General features: G+C 72.2%; 18 protein-coding genes. 5 read left to right on the top strand and 13 right to left on the bottom strand.

The window, feature by feature from the left end:
- Positions 1-872: 872 nt before the first annotated feature.
- Positions 873-1,268 carry an SCO2097 family morphological protein gene (locus LEL83_RS14665; protein WP_225559362.1) on the bottom strand — a complete coding sequence of 132 codons (396 nt, stop codon included), beginning with the start codon at positions 1,266-1,268 and terminating at the stop codon, positions 873-875.
- A 96-nt stretch (positions 1,269-1,364) separates the two neighbouring features.
- Here LEL83_RS14665 and LEL83_RS14660 point away from each other — a divergent pair, with 96 nt between their 5' ends.
- On the top strand, positions 1,365-2,483 hold the full coding sequence (locus LEL83_RS14660) for a polyprenyl synthetase family protein (protein WP_198658278.1): 1,119 nt from the start codon (positions 1,365-1,367) through the stop codon (positions 2,481-2,483).
- Positions 2,484-2,554: 71 nt separating this feature from the next.
- Here LEL83_RS14660 and LEL83_RS14655 read toward each other — a convergent pair whose 3' ends face one another.
- Complete coding sequence (locus tag LEL83_RS14655; RefSeq protein ID WP_198658277.1) at positions 2,555-2,911, bottom strand: Rv2175c family DNA-binding protein; 357 nt, start codon at positions 2,909-2,911, stop codon at positions 2,555-2,557.
- A gap of 172 nt (positions 2,912-3,083) precedes the next feature.
- Between LEL83_RS14655 and LEL83_RS14650 the strand changes: the two genes are divergently transcribed.
- Positions 3,084-4,376 (top strand): LysM peptidoglycan-binding domain-containing protein, encoded by a 1,293-nt coding sequence (locus LEL83_RS14650; protein WP_225559360.1) that lies wholly within the window; start codon positions 3,084-3,086, stop codon positions 4,374-4,376.
- Positions 4,377-4,458: 82 nt separating this feature from the next.
- Entirely contained in the window at positions 4,459-6,510 is a 2,052-nt protein-coding gene (pknB, locus tag LEL83_RS14645; protein ID WP_225559359.1) for a Stk1 family PASTA domain-containing Ser/Thr kinase, read from the top strand.
- Between the two features lie 159 nt (positions 6,511-6,669).
- On the opposite strand, the gene LEL83_RS14640 is transcribed toward pknB, so the two are convergent.
- From LEL83_RS14640 to LEL83_RS14630, 3 genes are all read right to left on the bottom strand, one after another.
- Positions 6,670-8,055 carry a class II 3-deoxy-7-phosphoheptulonate synthase gene (locus LEL83_RS14640; RefSeq protein ID WP_198658275.1) on the bottom strand — a complete coding sequence of 462 codons (1,386 nt, stop codon included), beginning with the start codon at positions 8,053-8,055 and terminating at the stop codon, positions 6,670-6,672.
- A gap of 88 nt (positions 8,056-8,143) precedes the next feature.
- The gene (locus LEL83_RS14635) at positions 8,144-8,869 is read right to left on the bottom strand and encodes a lysophospholipid acyltransferase family protein (RefSeq protein WP_198658274.1); all 726 of its coding nucleotides are present in this window, start codon (positions 8,867-8,869) and stop codon (positions 8,144-8,146) included.
- A gap of 64 nt (positions 8,870-8,933) precedes the next feature.
- Positions 8,934-9,887, bottom strand: coding sequence for an ROK family glucokinase (locus LEL83_RS14630; RefSeq protein WP_198658273.1), 954 nt, complete (start codon positions 9,885-9,887; stop codon positions 8,934-8,936).
- Positions 9,888-10,008: 121 nt separating this feature from the next.
- Between LEL83_RS14630 and LEL83_RS14625 the strand changes: the two genes are divergently transcribed.
- Complete coding sequence (locus tag LEL83_RS14625; protein ID WP_225559358.1) at positions 10,009-11,961, top strand: AMP-dependent synthetase/ligase; 1,953 nt, start codon at positions 10,009-10,011, stop codon at positions 11,959-11,961.
- Positions 11,962-12,134: 173 nt separating this feature from the next.
- Here the strand turns inward: LEL83_RS14625 and LEL83_RS16065 are convergent, their stop codons facing one another.
- The 3 genes from LEL83_RS16065 to LEL83_RS14615 form a co-directional block, all read right to left on the bottom strand.
- Positions 12,135-12,266, bottom strand: coding sequence for a hypothetical protein (locus tag LEL83_RS16065; RefSeq protein WP_263867599.1), 132 nt, complete (start codon positions 12,264-12,266; stop codon positions 12,135-12,137).
- Between the two features lie 151 nt (positions 12,267-12,417).
- Positions 12,418-12,921, bottom strand: a complete 504-nt coding sequence (locus LEL83_RS14620; RefSeq protein WP_198658271.1) for a peptide deformylase — start codon at positions 12,919-12,921, stop codon at positions 12,418-12,420.
- A gap of 1 nt (position 12,922) precedes the next feature.
- Entirely contained in the window at positions 12,923-16,333 is a 3,411-nt protein-coding gene (locus tag LEL83_RS14615; protein ID WP_225559357.1) for a pyruvate carboxylase, read from the bottom strand.
- A 60-nt stretch (positions 16,334-16,393) separates the two neighbouring features.
- On the opposite strand from LEL83_RS14615, the gene LEL83_RS14610 reads away from it, so the two are divergent.
- Positions 16,394-17,206 (top strand): ParA family protein, encoded by an 813-nt coding sequence (locus tag LEL83_RS14610; RefSeq protein WP_110892730.1) that lies wholly within the window; start codon positions 16,394-16,396, stop codon positions 17,204-17,206.
- A gap of 447 nt (positions 17,207-17,653) precedes the next feature.
- On the opposite strand, the gene LEL83_RS14605 is transcribed toward LEL83_RS14610, so the two are convergent.
- The 5 genes from LEL83_RS14605 to LEL83_RS14585 form a co-directional block, all read right to left on the bottom strand.
- Entirely contained in the window at positions 17,654-18,214 is a 561-nt protein-coding gene (locus LEL83_RS14605; protein WP_027465231.1) for a MerR family transcriptional regulator, read from the bottom strand.
- Between the two features lie 184 nt (positions 18,215-18,398).
- Positions 18,399-19,103: a transcriptional regulator FtsR gene (gene ftsR, locus LEL83_RS14600; protein WP_198658269.1), complete on the bottom strand. Its 705-nt coding sequence runs from the start codon at positions 19,101-19,103 to the stop codon at positions 18,399-18,401.
- Positions 19,103-19,582 carry an FHA domain-containing protein gene (locus tag LEL83_RS14595; RefSeq protein ID WP_198658268.1) on the bottom strand — a complete coding sequence of 160 codons (480 nt, stop codon included), beginning with the start codon at positions 19,580-19,582 and terminating at the stop codon, positions 19,103-19,105. The genes ftsR and LEL83_RS14595 overlap by 1 nt, the downstream gene beginning before the upstream one ends.
- A gap of 205 nt (positions 19,583-19,787) precedes the next feature.
- Entirely contained in the window at positions 19,788-20,801 is a 1,014-nt protein-coding gene (locus LEL83_RS14590) for a FecCD family ABC transporter permease (protein WP_225559356.1), read from the bottom strand.
- Positions 20,798-21,798: FecCD family ABC transporter permease (locus tag LEL83_RS14585; protein ID WP_225559355.1), on the bottom strand; the 1,001-nt coding region annotated here is incomplete at its 5' end. The genes LEL83_RS14585 and LEL83_RS14590, both read right to left, overlap by 4 nt.

The raw sequence follows: 21,798 nt of genomic DNA, 5'->3' as shown, positions 1-21,798 counted from the left end.
CCGCCGCCCGCACCAGACGAGGCGGTCGCGTCTCCCCCGTCGGCCGGCCTCTGCGCGACCGGTCGCGACACCCCGTCCACGCCCCGCCGAAGGCGCACAACCAGTTGCTCCCACCAGCCGGAGGCGACACGTCGTGCGACCTCGGCGTCCGGCAGGCGGCATGTCGCGCACCCTCGGCGGTCCGCGCAGGGCATGGCGCGGCGACGCCCGTCCCCGGCCCTGCCCGAGGTCGCCCGGCCGAGGTCGTCCGGCCGAGGTCGACCGCAGATCCCGCCCGGTCGACCCCCGCGAGCCCGGTCGTCCGATCGTCCGGTCGTCCGGTCGTCCGGTCGTCCGGTCAACCGCCCAACCCGGCCGCCCCGGCCAACCCGGTCAACCCCGGTCGACGAATGGTCAGCGAGCGGTCACGACACCCCGCCCGCGTCCCGCCGAGGTCGCGCAATCAGTCGCTCTCGCCGACCTCGGACGACACTTCGTGCGACCTCGGCTGCCAACCAACGGCGCGTCGCGCGACCTCGACGAACTACCCGTGGCGTGGCACAGCGCGGCACAGCGGCGGCTGACCCCCGCACGGCCTGAAAGTGTCCGGTCGACGTCGACCGCAGACTCCCGGGCAGCGCCCCGCTCGACGTCGGGTCAGCGACCGGTCACGACACGCCGCGTGCGCCCCGCCGAGGTCGCACCATCAGTCGCTCGCGCGGCCGTCGAGCGACACTTCGTGCGACCTCGACGCACAGCAGACGGCGCGTCGCACAGCCCCGCGCAACCGCACCCCGCGCAACCGCAGCGCGCACCCCTCCACCGCACCCCACCCCCGGGAACGCAGAACGGGGCCGACCCGAAGGCCGACCCCGTACAAAGTGTGGAGCGCGCTAGCTCTGGTCGTTCCGCTTGTCCCAGCGCTCGTTCATACGGTCCATGAACGAACCGCCGCCCCCACCGGAGGACGGCCGCGACGGACGACCCGACGCCGGCCTGCCCGGACGAGCCGACTTCGCCTTGGGCGCCCGCATGCCGGGTCGCAGGGCGAACAGGACGCCGGCGAGCATCACGACGAAGCCGAGGATGCCCAGCAGCGGCGCCTTGATGACCAGGCCGACGATGACGATGGCGACACCGGCGAGTGCGCCGAGGACTCCGAGTGTGATGACCGTGTACGTCGGACGGCCCTGTCGACGTGTGACACGCGCCACGAAATCGGAATCGTTCTGGTAGAGGCTGCGCTCCATCTCTTCGAGAAGGCGCTGCTCCTGTTCCGAGAGCGGCATCTTGGTTCCCTCTGTTCTTGGGATCGACGCGGGGTTGGGAAACGCGGGTTGAGTGGACCGATTCTATGCCTCGACCACTCCACTAGGGTAGGGATCGTGGCTGAGAGTACGCGATTAGTGGACCTCGTATCGGCGCGTATCGACCGGGCACTCGACGAGCAACGGGAACGCCTGCTCGCGATCAGCCCCGACCTCGCCCCGTTCGACCAGTACGCCCGGGACCTGCTGTCCGGCGGCAAGCGCTTCCGGGCGCTGTTCTGCTACTGGGGATGGCAGTCGGTGGCGGGCCGTTCGGGCTCGTTCGACCCGCTGGCCGAGGGCTCCCGTCAGACCACCGCCGAGGCGATCGTCACCGTCGCGGCCGCGCTCGAGGTCTTCCACGCCGCGGCCCTGGTGCACGACGACATCATGGACCGCTCGGACACCCGCCGCGGGCGCCCGGCAGCGCACCGCCGGTTCGAGTCGCTGCACGAGGACTCCGGGTTCGTCGGCGACCGCGGTCAGTACGGCACGAACGCGGCGCTGCTGCTCGGCGACCTGCTGCTCGCGCTCAGCGACTCGGTCTTCGACGAGGGCCTCGCGCTCCTCGACCCGGTCCGTGCCCGGATCGTCCGCCAGGAGTTCCACGCGATGCGCCTCGACGTCACGGCGGGGCAGTACCTCGACGTGCACGAGGAGACCGCGTGGCCCGTCACCGACGAGTCCGAGCACCTGCTCCGCGCCCAGCGCGTCATCGTCTTCAAGTCGGCGAAGTACTCGATCGAGGCGCCGCTCGTCATCGGCGGCCTGGTCGCCGGCGCGAGCGACTCGCAGCTCGAGGGCCTGCGCGCCTTCGGCCTGCCCCTCGGCGTGGCCTACCAACTCCGCGACGACATGCTCGGCGTGTTCGGCGACCCGGAGGTCACGGGCAAGCCGGCGGGCGACGACCTGCGCGAGGGCAAGCGCACCGTCCTCATCGCCTCGGCCCGCAAGGCGCTGCCGAACGGTCCGCGCCAGCTGCTCGACGAGCTGCTCGGTGACCCGGACCTCGACGAGGGACAGGTGCAGATGCTCCGCGCGACCCTCACCGAGTCCGGTGCCGTGGCAGCGGTGGAGCGCTCGATCGACCGGCACGTGCAGCGTGCGAAGGCGGCGCTGGACGCGTCGCCGTTGTCGCCGTCGGCACGCGAGCAGCTCGCGTCGCTCGCCGACACGGTCAGCCGCCGGTCGTCCTAGACGAACCAGCAGACGGACGGAGGCGCGGTGCCGGCTGGCACCGCGCCTCCCGTCCGTCAAGGGGGTCGCGACTAGAGCAGCGACTGGGCGATGCGACGCACCTCGGCCTTGCGGCCGGCGCGCAGGGCCGCGATCGGCGTGGTGCCCATCGCGTCGTCGACCGTGAGCATCCAGCGCACGGCCTCGTCGTCGGTGAAGCCGTTGTCGCCGAGCACGATCAGGGTGCCGCGGAGCTCGGGCAGGGGCTCGCGGTCCTCGATGAACTCGCTCGGCACCCGCAGGACACCGCCCACACGCGCGGCGAGCAGGGTCTTCTGCTCGAAGAGCCGGTGGATCCGCCCCGGGCTCGTGCTGAACATGTCCACCAGCTCGGGGACGGTCAGCCAGCGTTCGGAGAGGGTCAGGTCGTCGGTGGGTTCGGCACTCACACGCCCATGTTGCCAGAGCGGACCGGGGAGTTGCGCCGCCCCGTGCACAACATTGGTCACATCCATCACATCCGACTCTCTGGTTGACTTGGGAATCACGCCATGCCAGCGTTGTGCCACCTGTGAGTGCGCGCATGCTCGCGCACGGCGCAGTCGAGATCAGGAGAGACCCGTGGACCACGCTGCAGACGAAGACGCCCGGCGCGCACGATCCGCCCGCTTCGCCACGATGCCCATCGTCCTCGCGGGCACCATCGCGGTGACCGCCGGCCTGACCGGACCCGTCGCGCACGCCGAGCCGCGGCACGACGACGCGGACGCGAACCACAAGCGTCACGTCGACCAGGACCGCAACCTCGGCGACCGCCCGGTGTTCGGCACCGCCGTCGCCCGCCCCGCGCAGACCACGGTGACGACCGTCGCCGCGACGACGAAGGCGCCGACCTCCTACACCGTCCGCCAGGGCGACACGGTGTCCTCGATCGCCGCCCGCTTCGGTCTGTCGGCGCAGGAGGTCCTGGTGCGCAACGGCCTCGGGTGGAACACGATCATCCACCCCGGTCAGACGCTGCACCTCGCCTCCACGCCCGCCGTGACCACGGCCTCGGTGCGCACGGCGTCGACGTCGACCGCCTCGACCGGCTCCGGCACCTCGAGCTACCACGTGAAGCAGGGCGACACCGTCTCCGGCATCGCGTCCCGGGTGGGGGTGTCGACCTCGGCGCTGCTGCGGGCGAACGACCTGTCCCAGCGCAGCGTGATCTACCCGGGCCAGACGCTCCGGGTGCCGCACGGCACGTCGGCCGCCACGGCCGTCTCGACCACCGCCTCCCCCGCGACCACCGCCGCCCCGGCCGCGAAGTCCAGCGTCACGATCAGCTCCGGCGACACCGTCGGCTCGATCGCTGCTTCGAACGGGGTGTCCGTCGCGTCGCTGCTGTCGGCGAACGGTCTGTCGTACACGAGCACGATCTACGCCGGCAAGACCCTCGTGATCCCGTCCTCGTCGCGCACCACCGCCGCTTCGGCCGCGTCCGGCGCAGCCGTGAGCGGTGCGGTCGGGCTGAGCGCCGAACAGCGCGCGAACGCCGCGATCATCGTCGCCGTCGGCCGGTCCCTCGGTGTGCCGGAACGTGGCATCGTCGTGGCCCTGGCAGCGGCCATGCAGGAGTCGAGCCTGCGCAACCTGTCGCACGGCGACCGTGACTCGGTGGGCCTGTTCCAGCAGCGTCCGAGCCAGGGCTGGGGCACCGCGCGCCAGCTGCAGGACCCGACGTACGCCACCAAGCTGTTCTTCGGCGGACAGAGCAACCCGAACGCGGGTAAGACCCGCGGGCTGCTCGACGTGCCCCGGTGGTCGTCGATGAGCATCACCGACGCGGCCCAGGCCGTCCAGCTCTCGGCCTACCCCAAGGCCTACGCGAACTGGGCGAGCGCCGCCCAGGGCTGGCTCGCGACGCTCTGACCCTCATCCGGAAGATCGAGATTGGGTCACGGCCGGTGCGCCGGTGCGGTCCGCCCCGGTCTCGGTTCGTAGAATGCCGCCGATGAGCACCAACGCCGCCACGGACCCGATGATCGGTCGCATGATCGATCAGCGGTACCGCGTCCGCTCCCGCATCGCGCGCGGGGGCATGGCGACCGTGTACCTGGCGACCGACGTCCGCCTCGAGCGACGCGTCGCGATCAAGATCATGCACGGGCACCTGGCCGACGACCAGGCGTTCCGCGAGCGGTTCATCCAGGAGGCCCGCTCCGCCGCGCGGTTGTCGCACCCGAACCTGGTCGGCGTGTACGACCAGGGCGCCGAGGGCGAGATCGCCTACATCGTCATGGAGTACATCCCCGGCATCACGCTGCGGGACCTGCTGCAGGAGCACCACGCCCTGACCCCGGAACAGGCGACCGACATCCTGCGAGCCGTCCTGGCCGGGTTGGCGTCGGCGCACCGCGCGGGCATCGTGCACCGCGACCTCAAGCCCGAGAACGTCCTGCTCGCCGACGACGGCCGCATCAAGCTCGGCGACTTCGGGCTCGCGCGGGCGACGACGGCGAACACGGCGACCGGCGCCGCACTGCTCGGCACCATCGCGTACCTGTCCCCCGAGCTCGTCACGCGCGGTTCGGCGGACTCCCGCAGCGACATCTACGCGCTCGGCATCATGCTGTACGAGATGCTCACCGGCGAGCAGCCCTACAAGGGCGACCAGCCGATGCAGATCGCCTACCAGCACGCCAACGACTCCGTCCCCGCCCCGAGTGCCGCCGTCGACGGGGTGCCACCCGAGCTCGACGAGCTGGTGGCCTGGTCGACCGCGCGCGACCCCGAGGACCGTCCCCGCGACGCCCGCGAGATGCTCGACCACATGGCGGGCAACCAGCAGCGGGCGACCGGCCAGTACCGCACGGCCGTGCTGCGCCCCGAGAACGCGACCGCGATCCTTCCGTCCCGTGACGGCACCGGCGGTGTCGCCGGTGCGAGCAGCGCCGCCGCCCCGGCGTCGCCGGCCGCCGACGAGACCGCCGTCATCGACCACGCCGACCGCGGCCGGGCCCCGGCGCGCGGCCGGAACGCGCCTCCCGGCCCCCGTCGCACCGGTTCGCAGCCGGGTGCGCTCTCGCCCGCCGGCCAGCGGCTCGCCGACCAGTCGGCCAAGCGGCGGCGTCGCGGCTGGGTGCTGCTCGCCGTCGTCGTCGCCCTCGCCGTGGTCGCGGCCGGCATCGGTTGGTACTTCGGACCGGGACCGGGCGGCAACGTCCGGATCCCGGAAGTCACGGGCAAGTCGGTCTCGCAGGCCCGGCAGCTGCTCGAAGCCCAGGGCCTGCACGCGGCGTCGACGACCGGATCCCGGTTCGACGCCGTCGTCGCGAAGGGGCAGGTGTCCACGACCAAACCCGCCGCGGCACGCGAGGTCCGGAAGGGCACGTCCGTCCAGCTCGTCGTGTCCCAGGGCCCGCGGATGATCACGCTGCCGGCGATCGTCGGGCAGCCGGTGTCCACCGTGACGGCAGCGCTCGACGACGACTTCGCACTGCAGGACGACCGCTACCAGTTCTCCGCCGACGCCCCGAAGGACACCGTGATCGCGGCGACCGGTCGGGCCCCGGGCGGCAAGGCGCTCGACCTGACGTCGGTGCAGGCGTACGGCGAGACCGGGCGGATCACCCTGACGGTGTCGCTCGGCCCGGTGCCCGACGTCGTCGGCAAGACGGTCGACGAGGCCTCGGCTGCCCTGGACGAGGTCGGGCTGGTCCTCGGCGCCCGGTCCGAGGAGTACGACGAGCGCGTGCCGTCCGGCCAGGTCGTCTCGGCGACGGTGGCGGACTCCCCCGCCGTGCGCGGGTCGGCGGTCGACGTGGTCGTGTCGAAGGGCCCGGCCCCGATCACGGTGCCCGGGGAGGGCGTCGTCGGCGAGACCATCAACGACGCCACTGCGACGCTCGAGGGGCTGGGGCTCCAGGTGCGCGTGCCGGACTGCACGAACATCCTGTGCGGCTTCTACGACTGGAAGGGCTCGCTGCCCGTCACCGGCACCGACCCGGGCGCCGGTGCGACCGTGCGCCGCGGCGACACCATCACCCTGTCCTACGACCAGTAGGCCGCCGCGCGGCTCGCCCGAGCGGACACGTCTCGCGTCGCCGTACGCGCGAGCCGTCCGGCACCCCGGGACTCGGGGCGGGCCCGGAACGCGCGCACACGACGGACGGGAGGCGCGGTGCCGGCTGGCACCGCGCCTCCCGTCCGGTGGGTGCAGCCGCTACGGGCGGACGTGCGGGTGTGCGCCGAGTTCCTCGGCCACGAGGAACGCGAGCTCGAGCGACTGCATGTGGTTGAGGCGCGGGTCGCAGAGCGACTCGTAGCGCGTCGCGAGGGTGGCCTCGTCGATGTGCTCGGAGCCGCCGAGGCACTCGGTGACGTCGTCACCGGTGAGCTCGACGTGCATGCCGCCCGGGTACGTGCCGACCTGGCGGTGCGCCTCGAAGAAACCGAGGACCTCGTCCACGACGTCGTCGAACCGGCGGGTCTTGTACCCGGTCGGCGTGGTCAGGCCGTTGCCGTGCATCGGGTCGGTGACCCACAGCGGGTTGGCGTCCATGCCCTTGATCGCCTCGAGCAGCTTCGGCAGCTCGTCGCGGATCCTGCCGGCACCCATGCGGGTGATGAACGTCAGACGCCCCGGCTCGCGCTCCGGGTCGAGCTTGTCGACCAGGGCCTTCATGTCGTCGACGCTCGTCGTCGGGCCGAGCTTCACACCGATCGGGTTGCGCACGCGCGACAGGAAGTCCACGTGGGCGCCGTCGAGGTCACGGGTGCGCTCGCCGATCCAGATGAAGTGCCCCGAGGTGTCGTACGCCTGGCCGGAGCGCGAGTCGATGCGGGTCATCGGGCGCTCGTAGTCCATGAGCAGACCCTCGTGCGAGGCGTAGAACTCGACGTGCTTGAGCGCTTCGAAGTCGGCGCCGCAGGCAGCCATGAAGCGGATCGCGCGGTCGATCTCCTTGGCGAGGTGCTCGTAGCGGGCGTTCGCCGGGTTCGACGCGAAGCCCTGGTTCCACGAGTGCACCTGCCGCAGGTCGGCGAACCCGCCCTGCGTGAAGGCACGCACGAGGTTCAGGGTCGACGCAGCCGTGTGGTACCCCTGCACCAGGCGCCGGGGGTCGGCCTGGCGGCTCTCCGGCGTGAAGTCGTAGCCGTTCACGATGTCGCCGCGGTAGGCGGGCAGCGTGACGTCGCCGCGGGTCTCGAAGTCGCTCGAGCGCGGCTTGGCGAACTGCCCGGCCATCCGGCCCATCTTGATGACGGGCGTCGAGGCGCCGTAGGTCAGTACGACCGCCATCTGCAGGATCGTCTTGACGCGGTCGCGGATCGAGTCGGCGGTGGCGCCGGCGAAGGTCTCGGCGCAGTCGCCGCCCTGCAGCAGGAACGCCTTGCCCTCGGCCGCGGCGGCGAGCCGCTGGCGGAGCTCGTCGACCTCGCCCGCGAACACCAGCGGCGGCAGGGCGGCGATCTCGGCCGAGGCGGCCTCGGCCGCGACGGGGTCGGGCCAGGTCGGCTGCTGCTTGATCGGCAGCGTCCGCCAGTGGTCGAGCCCCTCGATCGCGTCCGGATCCTGCAGGGCGACGGGGTCGGTCGACTCGGGCACGGGCGTTACCTCGGTGTTCTGTGCGTGCGGCCCGGTGCCGACGACCGGCACGACGGGCGCCCCGGCGGGGTACCGGGACCCTCAGAGCCTAACGTGCAGGCGTCGTCTTCCGTTCGCGCATGACGGCCTCGCGCGCCGAGCTGGCCCGCTCCTTGACGCTGGTGGCGTAGACGTCGACGTACTCCTGGCGGCTCAGGCCGGCGAGCTCGTGCATGACCTCGTCGGTGACGCTCCGCAGGATGAACCGGTCCGTCTCGAAGCCCTGGAAGCGCGAGAAGTCGAGCGGCTTGCCGAACACCACGCCGACGCGCTTGATCTTCGGGAACTTCTGGCCGATCTGCTGCACCTCACGCGTACCGACCATCGCGACGGGCACGACGAGCACCCGGCCCTCGAGGATCATCCGGGCGATGCCGGTACGACCGCGGTAGAGCTTGCCGTCGGGGCTGCGCGTGCCCTCGGGGTAGATGCCGAGCTGCTCGCCGCGCGCCAGCACCTGCAGACCGGTGCGGAGCGACGCCTCGGACGCCTTGCCGCCGGAACGGTCGATCGGGAGCTGCCCGATGGCGTTGAAGAACGTCTTCGTCGCCCAGCCCTTCAGGCCGCGGCCGGTGAAGTAGTCGCTCTTCGCCAGGAAGGACAGCCGACGGTCGAGCACGGCGGGCAGGATCACCGAGTCGATGAACGAGATGTGGTTCGACGCGAAGATGACCGGCCCCGAGGTCGGCACGTGCTCGCGACCGACCACCCACGGCCGGAACAGGGTGAGGATGAGCGGGCCGAGCACGAAGTTCTTCAGCAGCCAGTACGTCATCGACGACTCCAGGTGGTGAGAAGGTCCAGGTGGTGGGTGACCCGGGGTGGTGTGGCGCCCGACCCTACGCCGTGCGGGCGTGGATGCGCGCGAGGTCGGCCGCACCGACGACGCCGGCGTCGTTGACGAGTTCGGCGATGACGAAGTCCGGCTCGGGGTGGTACCCCCGCGCCGGCAGGTTGTTGAGGTACGCCTGCTTGATCGGGTCGAGCAGTCGGTCCCCCGCGCTGGCGACACCGCCGCCGAACACGAACAGCTGCGGGTCGAGCACCGCCGACAGCGAGGCGCAGGCCTCGCCGAGGTGCCGACCGAGCCGACGCAGGGCCGCGAGCGCGCCCGGGTCGTCGGCGAGGATGAGGTCGCCGACGATCCTGCCGTCGAGCTCGCCGCCGTTCTCGGCGCGGGCGTCGGCCAGGGCCGAGCCGATGCCGCCGGCGTCGGCGACGTCGTTCGCCATGCGCTGCAGGGCGCGGCCGGAACCGTACTGCTCGATGCAGCCACGGGCGCCGCAGCCGCAGGGCAGACCGTTCGGCACGATGCGCAGGTGACCGATCTCGCCGCCGGTGCCGAAGCCGCCGCGGAACAGGCGGTCCTCGGTCACGATGGCGCCGCCGACGCCCGTGCCGATGGTGAGCATGGTCATGTCGGACACCAGGCGACCGGCACCGAACCGGAACTCCGCCCAGCCCGCGGCGTTCGCGTCGTTGTCGACCGTGATGTGCAGGTCGCCGAGGCGCTGCTGCAGCTTCTGCCGGAGCGGCTCGTTGCGCCACCGGATGTTCGGCGTGTAGTAGACGATCGACTGCGAGGCGTCGATGAACCCGGGGGCGGCGACCCCCACGGCGCCGACCTGGTGGAGCGAGCTGAGTCGCTCGACCATCGAGACGACGTCGTCGAGCATGGCGTTCGGGTCCGCAGCGTTGGTGGCCACGCGGTCCTCGGCGACGATCTCGCCGAGTTCCGTCACGACCGCACCCGCGATCTTGGTGCCCCCGATGTCGATTCCGATGGCGTGCACGAGGAACGAGCCTACCGGTTCACCGCGAAGTCGCGGAACGCGTGGGTGACGCGTCCTATGCTGGCGGTGCCCCCGCACGTCGAGGGGCACTCGAGTCGAATCGGCAGACAAGGGAGTCACCGTGAACGATCAGCGTCCTGCACGCAGCAGCGCCTCCACCCGCAGCGCCGCCGCCGACACCAGCCCGGTCGGCAGCGCCGCCGCCGGCACCGGGACGTCGGCCGGGAGGCACGCCGCACCCCACGGGACGGGTCCCGTCGCCCCCGACCACGGCTCCGCAGCGCAGCTGCTCGCCGACCGCGCCCGCCTGACGCCGGACCGTCCGATCCTGGCCCAGCGGCACGGTGACACCTGGACCCCCATCACCGCGGCGGAGACGCTGGCGCGGGTGCGTGGGATCGCGAAGGGCTTCGTCGCCGCCGGGCTCGCCCCGGGCGCCCACGTCGCGATCCTGTCCCGCACCCGACTCGAGTGGACCCTCGTCGACTTCGCCGTGTGGACCGCCGGCCTCGTCTCGGTACCGGTGTACGAGACGAGTTCCCCGGACCAGGTGCGCTGGGTGCTGTCCGACTCCGAGGCCGTCGCGATCGTCGTCGAGCAGGAGGAGCACGCGCGCCGGGTCGCCTCGATCGCGCCCGACCTGCCCGCGCTCGGACAGCACTGGACGATCGACGGCGGCGGGCTCGACGACCTCGTGCGGCTCGGCGAGGACGTCACCGACGAGGAGCTCGACGCCCGCACCGCCGACGTGCACGGCCACGACGACGCCACCATCATCTACACCTCGGGCAGCACCGGACGGCCGAAGGGCTGCGTCCTGCGGCACGACAACTTCACCGGCACCGTCGAGGGCGCCACCGAGGCCATGCCCGAGGTCGTCGCCGACGGCGCCTCGACCCTGCTCTTCATCCCGCTCGCCCACGTGTTCGCCCGGTTCATCGCCGTCATGTCGGTGCACGCCGGCGTGCTCGTCGGCCACGAGCCGGACACGAAGGACCTGATGCGGGCGGTGTCGACGTTCCGCCCGACCTTCCTGCTCGCGGTGCCCCGCGTGTTCGAGAAGATCTACAACTCCGCCGAGCAGAAGGCCGACCTGGGCGGCAAGGGACGGATCTTCCGCGCCGCTGCGGCGACCGCGGTGGCGCACTCCGAGGCGGTGGCCGCCGGACGCGTGCCGTTCCTGCTCGGCCTGCGGTTCCGGCTGTTCGACCGGCTCGTCTACGCGAAGCTCCGCGACGCCCTGGGCGGCCGCGTCGGGTACGCGATCAGCGGTTCGGCGCCCCTGTCCCCCCGGCTGTCGCACTTCTTCCGCTCGATCGGGGTCCACATCCTCGAGGGCTACGGCCTGACCGAGACGACGGCCCCCGCGACGGTGAACCGTGCCGGCGAACTGCGGATCGGGTCGGTCGGCCGTGCGCTCCCCGGGGTCGAGGTGCGCACCGCCGACGACGGCGAGATCCTCATCCGCGGCGTGGACGTGTTCGACCGGTACTGGCGGAACGACGAGGCGACCGCGGCGGCCTTCGCCGACGGCTGGTTCCGCACGGGCGACCTCGGCCGCCTGGACGCCGACGGCGTGCTGACGGTCACCGGTCGCGCCAAGGAGCTCATCGTCACGGCGAGCGGCAAGAACGTCGCCCCCGCGCCGCTCGAGGACGGCATCCGCGAGCACCCGCTGGTCGGGCAGGTCGTGGTCGTCGGCGAGGGCAAGCCGTTCGTCGCCGCGCTCGTCACGCTCGACCGCGAGATGCTGCCCGGCTGGTGCGAGTCCCGCGGCATCACGCCGGCGCTGGACCCGCGCGCGGCCGCCGCCGACGAGCGGGTGCTGTCCGCACTGCAGGAGGCGATCGACGTCGCCAACGGGCGGGTGTCCCGCGCCGAGTCGGTCCGGTCGTTCACCGTCCTCGACGCCGAGCTCACCGAGGCCTCCGGACACCTCACGCCCAAGCTGACCATCAAGCGGTCGGTGATCCTGCGCGACTTCGCCGCCGACGTCGACCACATCTACTCCGGGTCGAAGGTCCAGACGACGGCGACGCCCGTCGTCGAGGGTCGCCGCCGGAACCGCTCGTAGCGGCCCTGGCCGCGACCGCCCTGGCCGCAACCGCCTGGGCCCACGTCGCCGGTTCCGACGCGCCGCGCCAGCGGCGGGTCGGCCGTGCCGATGGGGAGAGGCCCGGATCACGTCCGACGGACGGGATCCGGGCCTCCAGGCGGTTCAGCGGGCGCCGGGGGCGCCTGCGGTGCTCAGGCCTCCTGCGACTGCTCCGTCGCGGGAGCGTCGAGGACGGCGGTCGACCCGGTCGTGACGGAGGTCTCGGCGGGACGGCGGTTGGTGCGGGTGCGGTGCGAGCTGAGCTCGTCGTTCTGACTGGTCATGCGGGAGTCCTGGGGGTGGGAAGGGGTGTCGGTGGGAGGCCGACAGCAGCACGGTACCTCCTCGTCAGGACGGAGCGACAATCCCCCGTGGGGGTGTCACCAGCAGCGTGCCCGGAGCGCACAGCTGCGGCGCCGGAGGCTGTGGGACCGCTCAGTGGAACCAGTCCTGCGCACGGATGTCCCGCAGTGCCTGCCGCCGCACCTCGGGGTCGAGCGTCATCACGTAGACGGTGCCGTCGAGGTGGTCGCACTCGTGCTGCAGCGCCTCGGCCATGAGCCCGGTGCCCTCGAGCACGACCTCGTTGCCGTCGACGTCGACGCCGCGGACCCTGGCGTGCGGGTACCGGCGCGTCGGGTAGCCGAGCCCCGGGACGGACAGGCAGCCCTCGTCCATGAGCTCGGGCTCGCCGGAGACCTCGACGAGCTCGGGGTTGAGCACGTACCCGACCTCGCCGTCGACGTTGTACGAGAACGCGCGGAGGCCGACGCCGATCTGCGGAGCGGCGACGCCGGCGCGGCCGGGCTCCTGCACGGTGTCGATGAGGTCCTGCACCAGGTCACGGACGCCCGGGGAACCGAGCGCCTCGGGGCGGATCGGGTCGGACGGTGAGCGGAGGACGGGGTCGCCGAACAGGCGGATGGGACGGACGGTCAATTTACTGCAGCACCACCAGGAGGTCGCCGGCGTCCACCTGCTGGGTCACCGGGATCGCGAGACGGCCCACGGTGCCCGCAACGGGCGCCGTGATGGCCGCTTCCATCTTCATCGCCTCGATGCTCGCCACGGCCTGACCGGCCTGGACGACGTCACCGACGGCGACCTTGAGCGTCACCACGCCGGAGAACGGCGCGGCCACGTGCTTCGGGTCGGACGCATCGGCCTTCTCGGCCGCCTTCGTCTCGACCTCGACCGAACGGTCGCGGACGGCGATCGGGCGGAGCTGCCCGTTCATCGTCGCCATGACCGTCCGGATGCCCTTGTCGTCCACCTCGCCGATCGCCTCGAGGCCGACGAGCAGGTCGACGCCCTTGCCGAGCGGCACGGTGTGCTCCTGCCCGGGGCGCAGCCCGTACAGGTAATCGACCGTCGGCACGACGGACAGGTCCCCGTACTGCTCACGGGCCCGGGCGAACTGCTGGGTGGGCTGCGGGAAGAGCAGCCGGTTCAGCGCGCTCCGCCGTCCCGGTCCGGGCGTGCGGAGGTGGTCCCGCTCGTCGTCGGGCACGGGCGTGATCTCGACCCGGACGTCACGGCCGGCCAGCACCTTCGACCGGAACGGTTCGGGCCAGCCGCCGGGCAGGTCGCCGAGCTCGCCGGCCATGAACCCCACGACGGAGTCCGGGATGTCGTACTTGTCGGGGTTCTGCTCGAAGTCGACCGGGTCGGCGCCGACCGCGGCGAGCTGCAGCGCGAGGTCGCCGACGACCTTCGACGACGGCGTGACCTTGGTCGGGCGCCCGAGGATCCGGTTCGCCTCGGCGTACCAGTCCTCGACCTGCTCGAACCGGTCGCCGAGCCCGAGCGCGATCGCCTGCTGCCGGAGGTTCGACAGCTGTCCGCCGGGGATCTCGTGCTTGTAGACGCGCCCGGTCGGCCCGGCCAGACCGGACTCGAACGGGGCGTACGCGCGGCGGACGGCCTCCCAGTACGGCTCGAGGTCACCGACGGCGTCGAGCGACAGGCCCGTGTCGCGCTCGGTGTGGGCCAGGGCGGCGACCAGGGCCGACATGCTCGGCTGGCTCGTCGTGCCCGCCATCGGGGCCGCGGCGACGTCGACCGCGTCGGCACCCGCGCGCGAGGCAGCGAGCAGGGTCGCGAGCTGTCCGCCGGCCGTGTCGTGCGTGTGGACGTGCACGGGCTGGTCGAAGCGCTCCCGCAGGGCGGTGACGAGCTTCTCGGCCGCACCGGCGCGGAGCAGCCCGGCCATGTCCTTGATGCCGATGACGTGCGCGCCGGCCTCGACCATCTGCTCCGCCAGGCGGAGGTAGTAGTCGAGCGTGTAGAGGTCCTCGGCGGGGTCGAGGAGGTCGGCGGTGTAGCAGAGCGCCGCCTCGGCGACGGCCGTGTCGGTCGCGAGCACGGCCTCCAGGGCGGGACGCAGCTGGCTGACGTCGTTGAGCGCGTCGAACACCCGGAACACGTCGACGCCCGTGGCGGCGGCCTCGGCGACGAAGGCGTCGGTGACCTCCGTCGGGTACGGCGTGTAGCCGACCGTGTTGCGACCGCGCAGGAGCATCTGGATCGGGATGTTCGGCATCGCCGCGCGCAGCGAGGCGAGCCGCTCCCACGGGTCCTCGCCGAGGAACCGCAGCGCGACGTCGTACGTGGCACCGCCCCAGGCCTCGACGCTGAGCAGCTGCGGGGTGAGCCGGGCGACGTGCGGGGCGACGGCGACCAGGTCCTTCGTGCGGACGCGGGTGGCGAGCAACGACTGGTGGGCGTCGCGCATCGTCGTCTCGGTCACGGCGAGGGCCGTCTGGGCGCGCAGGGCCCTCGACCACGCAACCGGCCCCATCGCCAGCAGACGGTCGCGCTGCCCCTCGGGCACCGGCGCCGACAGGTCGACCGCGGGGAGCTTGGCGCTCGGGTCGATCACCAGGGGCGACCGCTCGCCGTTCGGCTTGTTCACCGTGACGTCCGCGAGCCAGGTGAGGACCTTCGTCCCGCGGTCCTTCGAGACGTGCCCGCCGAAGAGCTGCGGGCGTTCCTCGATGAACTTCGTCGAGACGTCACCGCGGGCGAAGTCCGGGTCCTCGAGCACGGCCTGCAGGAACGGGATGTTCGTGCTCACGCCGCGGATGCGGAACTCGGCGAGGGCGCGCTTCGCCCGGGCCACCGCTGCCGGGAAGTCCCGCCCGCGGCACGTCATCTTCGCGAGCATGGAGTCGAAGTGCGGGCTGATCTGTGCGCCGGTGGCGACCGTGCCACCGTCGAGCCGCACCCCCGCGCCGCCGGGGCTGCGGTACGTGCTGATCCGACCGGTGTCCGGACGGAAGCCCTGCGTCGGGTCCTCGGTCGTGATGCGGGTCTGCAGGGCCGCACCGTGCACGGCGACGGTGTCCTGCGAGAGCCCGAGTTGGGCCAGGGTCTCCCCCGCTGCGATGCGCATCTGCGACTGCACGAGGTCGACGTCGGTGACCTCCTCGGTCACGGTGTGCTCGACCTGGATGCGCGGGTTCATCTCGATGAAGACGTGCTGCCCCTCGCGCTCGCCCTCGGTGTCGAGCAGGAACTCGACGGTGCCGGCGTTCACGTAGCCGATCGACCGGGCGAAGGCCACGGCGTCGCGGTGCAGTGCCTGCGCGATCGCGGGGTCGAGGTTCGGCGCGGGGGCGATCTCGACGACCTTCTGGTTGCGCCGCTGGACCGAGCAGTCCCGCTCGAACAGGTGGATGGTGCCGTCGTCGGTGCCCGAGGCGTCCGCGAGGATCTGCACCTCGATGTGCCGCGGACGGATGACGGCCTGCTCGAGGAACATCGTCGGGTCACCGAACGCGCTGTCGGCCTCGCGCATGGCGGCTTCGAGGGCGGCGCGCAGCTCGTCCTTCGTCTCCACCCGGCGCATGCCACGGCCACCACCGCCGGCGACGGCCTTGGCGAACACCGGGAAGCCGATCGCGTCGGCACCGGCGATCAGCTCGTCGATGTCCCGGCCCGCCGGGGTGCTCGCCAGGACCGGCACGCCGGCCGCGATCGCGTGCTCCTTGGCGGTCACCTTGTTGCCGGCCATCTCGAGCACGTGCTCGCCCGGCCCGATGAACGTGATGCCGTTCGCGGCGGCCGCGGCGGCGAGCTCCGGGTTCTCGGACAGGAACCCGTACCCCGGGTAGATCGCGTCCGCACCCGACTCGCGCGCGACGCGGATGATCTCGGAGACGTCCAGGTAGGCGCGGACGGGATGGCCGCGCTCACCGATGAGGTAGGCCTCGTCGGCCTTCAACCGGTGCAGGGAGTTGCGGTCCTCGTGCGGGTAGACGGCGACGGTGCGCGCCCCCAGCTCGTACGCGGCACGGAAGGCTCGGATGGCGATCTCGCCACGGTTCGCGACCAGGATCTTGCTGAACACGACGTCCCTTTCAGCCCGGGTTGAGGTGAGACAACCCTAGTGGCGGTAACGTTGCTGATCGTGCATGTACTCAGCGTGAGCTCCCTCAAGGGTGGTGTCGGCAAGACGACGGTGACGCTCGGCCTGACCTCGGCCGCGTTCGCCAAGGGACTGCGCACGCTGGTGGTGGATCTGGACCCGCAGTCCGACGTCTCGACCGGCCTCGACATCAACCTCGCCGGCCACCTCAACGTGGCGGACGTCCTCGAGAACCCGAAGGAGAAGATCGTCCGTCAGGCGATCGCCCCCTCGGGCTGGACGAAGGGCTCCCAGGGCAAGATCGACGTCATGGTCGGGTCGCCCTCGGCCATCAACTTCGACGGGCCGCACCCGTCGATCCGCGACATCTGGAAGCTCGAAGAGGCCCTGGCCAACGTCGAGCAGGACTACGAGCTCGTGCTCATCGACTGCGCGCCGTCGCTGAACGCCCTGACCCGCACCGCGTGGGCTGCGTCCGACCGCGTGACCGTCGTCACCGAGCCCGGCTTGTTCTCCGTCGCCGCCGCCGACCGTGCCCTGCGTGCCATCGAGGAGATCCGCCGCGGACTCTCCCCGCGCCTGCAGCCCCTCGGCATCATCGTGAACCGTGCCCGCGTGCAGTCGCTCGAGCACCAGTTCCGCATCAAGGAGCTCCGCGACATGTTCGGCCCGCTCGTGCTCTCCCCGCAGCTGCCGGAGCGCACGTCGCTGCAGCAGGCGCAGGGTGCCGCGAAGCCGCTGCACGTGTGGCCCGGCGAGTCCGCGCAGGAGATGGCGAAGAACTTCGACCAGCTGCTCGAGCGCATCATGCGGACGGGCAAGATCGGCCCCTACGCCGACGGCGGCGCCGCCTAGTCGCACGCCCGTCGCGACACGTCGAGGTCGCACTCCGGCCCAGTACCGGCAGTTGGTACTGGGCCGGAGTGCGACCTCAGCTCGTTGTGGCGGTGCGCCTGCGCCGACACGCCACTCACGTCCGCCGAGCGGTCACCGACTGTCGGACGGCAAGGTCGCAGCCGACAGCCCGTGACCAGTCGGCGACGTGCACACGGCGGTTCGTGACCACCCGGCGACGCGCACGCGACGGTTCGTGGCCACGCGCCGACTGCCAGGAGGCGCACCCCGCCCCCGGCAGACGCGCCCGGGTCCGGCTCGCCCAGCGGTCACGACACGTCGCTCACGTCCGACGAGCGGTCACCGACTGTCGGACGGCAAGGTCGCAGCCGACAGCCCGTGACCAGTCGGCGACGCGCGCACGGCGGTTCGTGACCACCCGGGCCGAGCCGCGGGACGAGAACCTGGTCAGGAAGCGCGGGAAGCGCGACGAGCGGCGAGCTCGTCGGAGGGGTCCGCCGCAGCGGTGGCGTCGAGCTCGACGAGGGAGCTCTCGACCTCGCGCAGGACCTTGCCGACGGCGATGCCGAACACACCCTGGCCGCGGGACACCAGGTCGATGACCTCGTCGTCCGAGGTGCACAGGTAGACCGAGGCGCCGTCGGACATCAGGGTGGTCTGGGCGAGGTCGGACACGCCCGACTCGCGCAGCTGGTTCACGGCGGTGCGGATCTGCTGCAGCGAGATACCGGTGTCGAGCAGGCGCTTGACGAGCTTGAGCACGAGGATGTCGCGGAACCCGTAGAGGCGCTGCGATCCGGAGCCGGCGGCCCCGCGGATGGTGGGCTGCACGAGTTCGGTGCGGGCCCAGTAGTCGAGCTGACGGTACGAGATGCCGGCTGCGCGTGCGGCGACGGTGCCGCGGTAGCCGTTCTGCTCGTCGTGCTCGGGCAGACCATCGGTGAAGAGCAGCCCGAGGTCGTACCGGGTCACATCAGACTCGGTGCCAGGGGTGTCGTTCCCACTCATGAGCTTGCCTTCCACGACGATCGAGCTCCCACCCGAAGCTTCAACGACGGGTTGAGAGTTGTTCCGAGGTCCACGGTAGCGACTCCGACCGCTCCCGCGCGGGACATCCGACCCGGCGCGTCCGGCGTGTCGAGGATACGCCCGAACCACCGACACACAACCCCCGTCGGGACACCCGCCGGCGTCATGCGTCGAGACGGCCGATGGCCTGGCGGATGAGGTTCGACCGGATGATCTCGAGGTGTCCGGCGATCTCGCGCGCGAGCTCGGTGGCCTTGGCACGGGACGTGGCGTCACCGCGTCGCGAGACGGGCATGAGCGCCGACTCGATGAGTCCGACCTCGCGCTCGGCGGTGCTGCGCAGGGTGCGGAGGTGCCGCGGCTCGATGCCCGTGCGCTGCAGCTCGACCAGTGCCTTCAGCACCGACACGCTGTCGTCGCCGTAGGTCTCCGTCGCCGGCAGCAGTGACGCGGAGACGGCATCGGCGAGCAGCATCGGCGAGGCGCCGGCGGCCCGGACGGTCTCGTCGCGAGTGTGGCGGCGTTCCCGGCCGAGGATCGAGGGGCGGGGCGCGTCGCCACCGCCGGGGAGCACGGGCTCGCGACCGGCGTCGAGGTCGGCAAGGTAGTCCTTGATGACCTTGAGCGGGAGGTAGTGGTCACGCTGCAGGCCCAGGATCACCCGGAGCCGCTCGACGTCGGCGGCGGAGAACTTGCGGTAGCCGCTGGCCGTGCGGATCGGGGTGACGAGCTCGCGCTCCTCGAGGAACCGCAGCTTGGAGCTCGACAGGTCCGGGAACTCGGGCTTGAGGCGAGCGAGGACCTGCCCGATCGTGAGCAGGTCCGGGGCCGCGGACCCCGCCCGGGCCGCAGCGGACCGTGCGGCCACTACGCGTTCGCCAGGCGCGCCAGGTCGACCCGGGATGCGTAGAACGTGAGGCGGAACTTGCCGACCTGGACCTCGGCGCCGTCGGTGAGCAGCGCTTCGTCGATGCGCACACCGTCGAAGTACGTGCCGTTCAGCGAGCCGTTGTCCTTGACGCTGAAGCTCGTGCCGTGGCGCAGGAACTGCGCGTGCTTGCGCGAGACCGTGACGTCGTCGAGGAAGATGTCGGCGTCGGGGTGCCGACCGGCCGTCGTGACGTCGGAGTCGAGGAGGAACCGCGCGCCCACGTTCGGGCCGCGGCGGACCACGAGCAACGCCGAGCCGGACGGCAGGGCGTTCACGGCGTCACGCTCTTCGCTCGAGACACCGGACTCGGCGGTGAGCGCCGCTCCCATGTCCATGCTGAAGGTCAGCGTGGTGTCGACCAGCCGCTGCTCCGGGGTCTTCTGACCGCCCGGCTGCGGGACCACTGGATCTGGCATCGGTGGACCTCCTCCTCTTGGCCCATCAGCGTATCGGAAACGAGGGCCGGAACGGCAGCCCCGATCGGGGACTGTGGAGGGACTTCCGCGATCCGCGAACGCGCAGCCCCGCGCGAGCGGCGCGGACGGACCCACCGGAGGCGCGTGGCGGGGCCGCACCGCGCCTCCCGTCCGGTAGTGGGTCCCGCCGGGCGCATGGCGCGGCTCAGCGTCCGCGCGCCAGCAACCAGAGCAGGTACGGCGCGCCGACCACGCCGGTGACGACACCGACCGGCAGGGCGTTGCCGGGGATCGCGAACTGTGCGATCAGGTCGCTGCCGAGCGTGATCGCGGCACCGACCGCGGCCGCCGGGGCGAGGGCGACCCGGCCCCCGCCGACCAGCCGCCGGGCGATCGGCGCGGCCATCAGCGCGACGAACGACACCGGACCCGCGGTCGCGACGGCGGCGGCCGTCATGCTCACGGCGGTCAGCAGGAGCAGCACCTTCGCCCGGTCCGGCCGGAGTCCGAGCGCCGCGGCCACCTCGTCGCCGAGGCCCAGGACCTGCAGGCGCGCGGACTGCAGCAGCGCGAGCACCAGGAGCACGACGAACGCGACGCCGAGCACGCCGACCAGGTCGCGGTCCACGGCGTTCAGGCTGCCCGAGAGCCAGAGCAGCGCGGTGCCGGCCTGCGTGACCGACCCGCTCGTGAGCATCCACCCGGTGATGCTCAAGCACACGGCGGCGACGCCGATGCCGACCAGGACGACGCGGTTGCCGGTGATGCCCCGACGCCAGGCCAGCGCCGCGATCACGGTGGACACCACGACGGCGCCGACGAGCACGACCGAGAACAACGTGCCGCCGGACGCTCCGAACAGCACGATGGCGGTCAGGCCGGCGGCGCTCGCACCCGAGGTGACCCCGATGACGTCGGGGCTCGCGATGGGGTTCCGCACCACGCTCTGCACGATGGCGCCGGCGACCCCGAGGCTGCCGCCGACGAGCACCGCGCCGAGGACCCGGGGGCCGCGCAGCTGTCCGATGACGAAGTCCGAGATCCGGTCGCCCTGCCCGGCGAGACCCGCGACGACCTGCCCCGGTGACAGCGGGATCGATCCCGCGCCGAGCCCGACCAGCACGAGCACCGCGATCACGGCGACGACCGCGACGAGGACGATGGCCTCGCGGCGGAGCGCGGTCAGCCGGGGGCCGGTCGGGCGACGGACCCCGCTCACAGTCCCCGCACCGCCCGCGACCGGACCAGTGCGATGAACACCGGTGCACCGATGAGCGCGGTGACGATGCCGACCTGCAGCTCCCCCGGGTACGCGACGAGCCGCCCGACGACGTCGGCGACGAGCAGCAGCGCGGGGGCGACGATCGCCGACAGCAGGATCGTCCAGCGGTGGTCCGGCCCGCTCAGCCGGCGGACCGCGTGCGGCACGGCGAGGCCGACGAACGCGACGGGGCCGGCTGCGGCGACGGCCGATCCGGCCAGCAGCACGGCGACGACCCCGCCGACGGCGCGGACGAGCACGACCCGCTGCCCGAGCGACGCCGCCAGTTCGTCACCGAGCGCGAGGGTGTTGAGCGACCGGCCGAGGGCGAACGCGATGACGAGGCCGACGAGCACGGGGACGGTGACCACCCCGGCCGTCGCCAGGTCCTTGCCCGTGAGCGCGCCGACCTGCCAGAAGCGCAGCTGGTCGAGCAGGCTCTGGTCGGTCACGAGCACCGCCGTGGTCACCGAGGACAGCGCGGCGGCGACGACGGCTCCGGACAGGGCGAGGCCGACGGGCGACAACCCGCGGCGAGCGGCCGCGGCGACGCCGTAGACGAGCAGGGCCGCGAGCGCGGCGCCGACGAAGGCGAACGGCAGGTACGTCGCGGTGCCGCTCACGCCGAACAGGGCGATGCCGGCCACGATCGCCAGGGTCGCGCCGGAGTTGATGCCGAGGATGCTCGGGTCGGCCAGGGGGTTGCGGGTCACGCCCTGCATCACCGCGCCGGCGACGCCGAGGGCCGATCCGGCGAGCAGCCCGACGACGGTGCGGGGTACCCGGTTGCCGAAGACGATGAGCCCGACCTCGTCGTTGCGCCCCGGGTGCAGCACGGTGTCCAACACGGTGCCGAGCGGAATCGGCCGCGACCCGAACGCGATCGACAGGGCACACGCCACGACGAGGACGACGACGGACAGCACGGTCGCTCCGACGAGTCGGGAGACGGGGC

The sequence above is a fragment of the Curtobacterium oceanosedimentum genome (genome assembly GCF_020297365.1).
In the GTDB taxonomy this organism is placed as follows: Bacteria; Actinomycetota; Actinomycetes; order Actinomycetales; family Microbacteriaceae; genus Curtobacterium.
Note: the sequence above shows the minus strand (reverse complement) of the source record. Positions and strands in the feature narration are given on the sequence as shown.